This is a genomic window from Phyllobacterium phragmitis (assembly GCF_002980495.1).
Taxonomy (GTDB): Bacteria; Pseudomonadota; Alphaproteobacteria; order Rhizobiales; family Rhizobiaceae; genus Paramesorhizobium; species Paramesorhizobium phragmitis.
Window position 1 is genome coordinate 1 of sequence record NZ_PVBR01000055.1, and the last position, 5,253, is coordinate 5,253.

Consider the following 5,253-nt stretch of genomic DNA (forward strand, 5'->3'; position numbering starts at 1 on the left):
TCGTATTCGTCCAGCTTGACCCCGGCCCCGTTACCGTCACCGTTCCGTTGGAACTGGCGTTGAGGCCAATCGAGCCACTGCCATTGGTCACAGTGCCGCCATCCGCGATGGTCAGCGTGCCGGTGCCATTTTTACCAACCCTGAGGATGTTATTCGTCGTCCAGTTTGCCGCCGCACCCGACACATTCACCGTGCCGTTGGAACCGGAAGTATCGCCAATATTGACGATCGCACCGCCGAGCTTATTGGTGATGTTCAGCGTGCCGCCGTTGACGATGGTATCGCCAGCAAAGCCAGAGGAATCGGCGGTGAGGTTGGTGACACCAGCGACATGGTTGATCGTGGCAAAAGTGTTGACGCCCGACATAGTGATGGCCGCATCGAAATTGTAGTTTGTCCCGGTATGCTTGAAATTGAGGGTTCCGATGCCATCGCCAAAGGCCAGCGTGGCGGCGTTCAGCGTGCCCGCCGCAACCGCCGTATCGCCCGCCGCCGCGCCGATATTGAGTATGCCGCCAATATCTGAGTTTTTGGCAAGATGCGTTGTTCCGCTGCCCGAATTCACATTGACGACACCGCCATCGGCGATGGTCAGGGTGCCGGTTTTGCTGCCAATGCCCGCGCCATTATCCCCAATCGTAAGATCGCCCGCAATTGTCCAAGCCGAGTCTGCGCCGGTCACAGTCGCGCTCGACGTAGAAGCGTTGTTTCCAGTGATGAGACCATTAAGGCTGCTCACCGTGCCGCCATCAGAAATGATCAGCGTGGCGTCACCCTGGTCGCCGACAGTCAGATTACCCGTATTCGTCCAGCTTGAATTCGGCCCCGTTACCGTTACCGCGCCGGTGGAGGTGGCGTTGAGGCCGATCACGCTGTTTGCACTGCTCTGCACCGTTCCGCCAGCAGAAATGGTCAGCGTGCCGCTGCTGGCGTTGTCCCCGCCGACAACAAGGCCGCCCGCCATGACCAGACTTGACCCTGCTCCGGTTACGCTCGCCGAGCCGGTGGAAGAAGCGTTGCTGCCGATACCACCAGTGCCAGTGCCATTGCTCTGCACCGTTCCGCCGCTGCTGATCGCGAGGTCGGTGCCGTCAAGAAGGAGTGCGTCTGTCGTTTGCAGCGTTGCACCCGATACGTTCATCAAGGTGCCATGCACATTGTCCACGTTCAACGTGCCACCAGAAACGTTGGTGGTGCCGGTAAAGCCGCTCGCATCACCTGTCAGATTGGTGACACCGGAAACCTGGTTGATTGTTCCCGTGCCGGTAATCGCCGCATCGAAATCATAAGATGTTTCGGTGTGATTGAAATTGAGGGTGCCGGTGCCCGCGCCAAAGGCCAGCGTGGCGGCGTTGAGCGTACCTGCCCCGACGGCTGTAGAACCCAGCGCCGCGCCAATATTGAGCGTGCCGGTGGAACCCGCTAAAACGGCAATGTCCAAATTGTCGAAACCGGCATCCACGCTGACCGTGCCGCCATCGGCAATCGTGAGCGTGCCGTTGCCACTGCCGCCAACACGAATGTCGCCCCCACTCGTCCAGCTTGAATTCGTCCCCGTCACCAGAACCGTTTCAGTGGCGCCGGACGCCTCGCCGACAAGGCCATTGCCCGTGTGGCTCACCAATGCGCCGTTGGTAATCGCCAGCGTACCGATGCTGTTGGATGTATTGAACGTCGTCGTGCCTGCGCTCGCGTTGAAATTCGTGGCCGTGACGATTCCATCGAATGTTTTGGTGCCTGCGCTCGCGTTGATGGTGGTGGCGGAGACATCCTCGTTGAAGATGGTTGGCCCGGTGTTTAAGATGTTGAGGGTGTTGAAGGCTTGACTGCCGCCAATGACGCCATTGAATTCGGCGTTGGTGGAACCCGTAACATTCATGGTGGCGTCGGTAACACCCGCAACCGCATCCACGGTTCCGTTAATTACGTTGTCGCCAAAGGTGCTGTCAAACACGACTGTCCCACCCGCCGCGGTCGTGAGGGCGTTTGTAGTTGTGACGTTATTCTTGAAAATCGTCGTGCCTGCCGTCTCGATGCTTGTCGCAAAGACTGCACCGGTGATGGTGTCGTTGTTCAGCTCGACGGAGAGCAATCCGTTGGTTGATGTCCCCACAAACCCGGTTATGGTTTGCGTGGCGGCATTGGAGAGGTTCAGGGTGCCGGTGCCATTTGTGCCTGTGGTCACGTTCCCGGTGAGGTTGCCGTTCAGGACAATTTCCCCGTCCGCTGTGAAGTTGATGTTCCCCACATTGGTGGCGCCCGCAAGGGTTGAGGTTGCCGTGCTTGCGATGGTGATGGTTTGGGCAAAGACATCGCCGTCAATCACCGTGCCGTCAGAAAAACCGTCAAACTGAAGGCCAGCCAACGCCGCACCAGACGCCCCGATATTCCCCGTGACGGTTTGGTTCGAGCCAAGTCTAAGCGTGCCGACACCATCGGTTGCCGTGGTCACGTCACCAGTAAGAATGGCGTTTGTCTTAACGAAGGAAAGCTCCCCGTTTGCGCTCCCGGTGAACCTGATATCCGCAACGGTGGTGCCTGCACTAATGGCCGTCGCACCGCCAGCATCACCAACTTCAATGGTTGTGGCAAAGATACTGTTGTTGTTGGTAGAAAGGCCAAGCTGGTCACTGCCATTAAGCTTGATGAGTTTCAACGCGGCACCAGACGCCCCGATATCCCCAATGATGTTGGTGAATCCGGCATTGGAGAGGTCAAGCGTGCCTGTGCCGTTGCCTGCTGTGGTGGTGACGTTGCCGGTAAGCGCCCCGTTGGCATTGGAGAACTCTACAGTCCCGTCTCCGGCGAAGTTGATGTCTGCGACGTTAGCGACGCCTCCAAAGTTTGCGTCGCCCTCGCCTACGTTGATGGTGATCGAATCACCCGGTTCGGCGACAACAGTCCCGTTGAAGTTGGTGGTCGCTATATCACCCGTGCCGGCGCCGGCGGCTTCAAAGAGGTTGATGGTGAGGGTATTTGCGTTGTTGGTTGTTCCTGGGTCTGTTGTAATAACGCTATCAAAGGTAAGCGTCTGGAGAGCACTTGTCCCGTCCGTCTCTACGCTCAAAGTCAGCGTGTCACCCAAACCATCACCAAGGGTGATGGCATTTCCTGCACCGATTGTCAGAGATGCAGCAGAATTCTCAAATGTGGCGGATATCGCGCCTGCACTGACAGTTAGACTTTCGTTTTGTTCAAGTGGATCATCCCCGATCACTTCACCATTGTCGATTATTGTGTCAGCAGGCCCCGCATAAGCCGCCATCGGCATGATGCTCACCAGCGCCGTCGAGGTCATCAGGGCAGCAAAGAGAATGGTCCGGCTTTTCAAAATCGAGGTGCTACGCATAAAAATCCCTTTGGGCACGAGAGGCTCAACGTTGGTCTTGCCCGCATGGCGAACCGGAATTCGGCGCGCAGGCTCACGGACCGCGCGTAAGCGACAGGGTGCCAGCCTGCGCGCAGTCATCCCTGGTTATGCGGGGTTTTGTCGATTGCGCCATGGGGACGGACCGCGTTTGCACGCAGTGGGAAAAGAGATGCACGTACAGGGAATCGCGCAGCCCGCGCCGCCCTGCCGGTACGTCAATTTCGGCTGACAGGCCATTGGCCGGAAAGCTTAAAATCAGCGAATCGAAACGGGAGGAAGAGTCCCCGGATCGGCGGCCGGCTGCTTGGCTTTCGGGCGAAACGCCTACTGCGTGAACCCGCCGTCAGCGTTCGGATCGATCACCGCGCCATTCCATGAGGGATTCGGCAACGCTCATGGCCAGACAGGTAAAAAATAGCGACGTGGCAGCGGCGGGAATGAGCAGGAATTCGCCGGCATAGGCGAGCGGCACGGCAAGCATGGCGGCGCGTGCAAACGCGCTTTTGCGCGCCGGACGCAGGCGCAGGCTGATGAGCAGCAAAGTAAGCGCGATCAGAACCAATCCATCACCAAGCGTGAAACGGAATGTCTCACTCGACGGGAGTGGCAGGGATACGAGAGGGGTATCCCAGCCCATCCCGCCGCGCGTCAGCCCGAGCGCCATCAGATTGTAGGCGACGAAGGGGATGAAAAGCAGCGGAATGGGCATGAGTGATTGCTACTGTGCGGTGATGCCCGCCTTCATCGACGGATGCACGGCGCAGAAATAGTCGAATGTGCCTGCCTTGGAGATGGTGATCGTCGCGCTCTGGTCCTTCGCCAGACGCCCGGTGTCGAACGAGCCGTCCTTGGCCGTAGCCGTGTGCGGCGCGCCATCGCGATTGGTGAAGGTGACGGTGTCGCCGACGGCGACTTCGAGCGCGGGCACGGAAAACTTCATGCCCTGAATATCGACGGCGTGATCGGCGGCGAAGGCCGGCGCGGCGAATGAAAGAGCGAGCACGAACGCGCCGGGAAGACTATGACGGAAGGACAAAGCAGGACTCCTTGGATGCAATTGTTCGGAACTGTCGGAAACAGGTTCGCCGCCGCGCGGCCGCCCTTGCTTAGCCATTGCCTTTCGCCCGCGCGATGGGGGCAGAGCGAAATTGCACGCAATGGGAAAAGAACTGCACGGACAAGGATTTGAACGACCGATCTTCAAGCCTCAGCCCTGATAATGTGAGCCGGTAAGCCTCTGAGACTCCGTCTCGAAAGCAGGTCGCGTCGGCAGGGTCTTGTTCGTCCAGGCAAGGTGGAAATCCCTCCCCAGCCCTCGGCCGCCGACTTCGAGACCCACTTTCAGGTCGGCTAGCAACGACTAGCGGTGCTGGCCGGTCGGGAACGCTTGGATAACGGGGCGAGTGAATAGAATTGGTGATTCTGTTCACTCGTTTATCTCTCAGTTCGAAGTCATTTCCACCAGTCCAGCCCGTTCACCTGGAACGCAAACTGTGACTGGAAAGAGTAATGCCGCCTATCCTGCTGGCTGAACAAGAACCCCAGCTGTCTAAACGAACAACTTTGAAGACCCTGGCCAATTTCGTGGCCATCACCGCTGCTATCGCCATTGTCTTTGCCCCTTTGGCAATACCTGACGCCGTGGCCATCTCCTTTTACGGTGTCCTGGTTATCGGGTACGTAACCAGCAAGATCGTGCTGGCTGAAGTCTATCGCGCACAGTTTGCCCGGGCGCCTCGTAGAGAAACGAAAAATATCTCAATCGACGTGGCTATCGCCTTTTTCAATGAAGATCCGGCGTTGATCGAAGCCAGTATCGGAAGCGTACTGGCGCAAGATGGTGTGCAGGTCGGTCGCGTCATTGCCGTGGATGACGGTTCGCG

3 protein-coding genes and 1 pseudogene are annotated in these 5,253 nt (G+C 58.2%); 1 reads left to right on the forward strand and 3 read right to left on the reverse strand.

The window, feature by feature from the left end; genetic code table 11:
* The 3 genes from C5748_RS27120 to C5748_RS27130 all read right to left on the reverse strand — a co-directional run.
* On the reverse strand, positions 1 to 3,367 hold a 3,367-nt coding region (locus C5748_RS27120), incomplete at its 3' end, for a beta strand repeat-containing protein (RefSeq protein ID WP_425350308.1).
* Positions 3,368 to 3,713: 346 nt separating this feature from the next.
* Positions 3,714 to 4,079, reverse strand: a complete 366-nt coding sequence (locus tag C5748_RS27125; protein ID WP_105746131.1) for a hypothetical protein — start codon at positions 4,077 to 4,079, stop codon at positions 3,714 to 3,716.
* A gap of 9 nt (positions 4,080 to 4,088) precedes the next feature.
* Positions 4,089 to 4,406, reverse strand: a complete 318-nt coding sequence (locus C5748_RS27130) for a cupredoxin domain-containing protein (protein WP_245582012.1) — start codon at positions 4,404 to 4,406, stop codon at positions 4,089 to 4,091.
* Between the two features lie 473 nt (positions 4,407 to 4,879).
* Between C5748_RS27130 and C5748_RS27135 the strand changes: the two are divergent.
* Positions 4,880 to 5,253, forward strand: a pseudogene (locus tag C5748_RS27135) (hypothetical protein); the annotation flags it as partial.

Excerpts from the sequence above, each read along its gene's own strand:
- C5748_RS27125 (WP_105746131.1), bottom strand. The coding sequence starts at position 4,079 with ATGCCCATTCCGCTGCTTTTCATCCCCTTCGTCGCCTACAATCTGATG.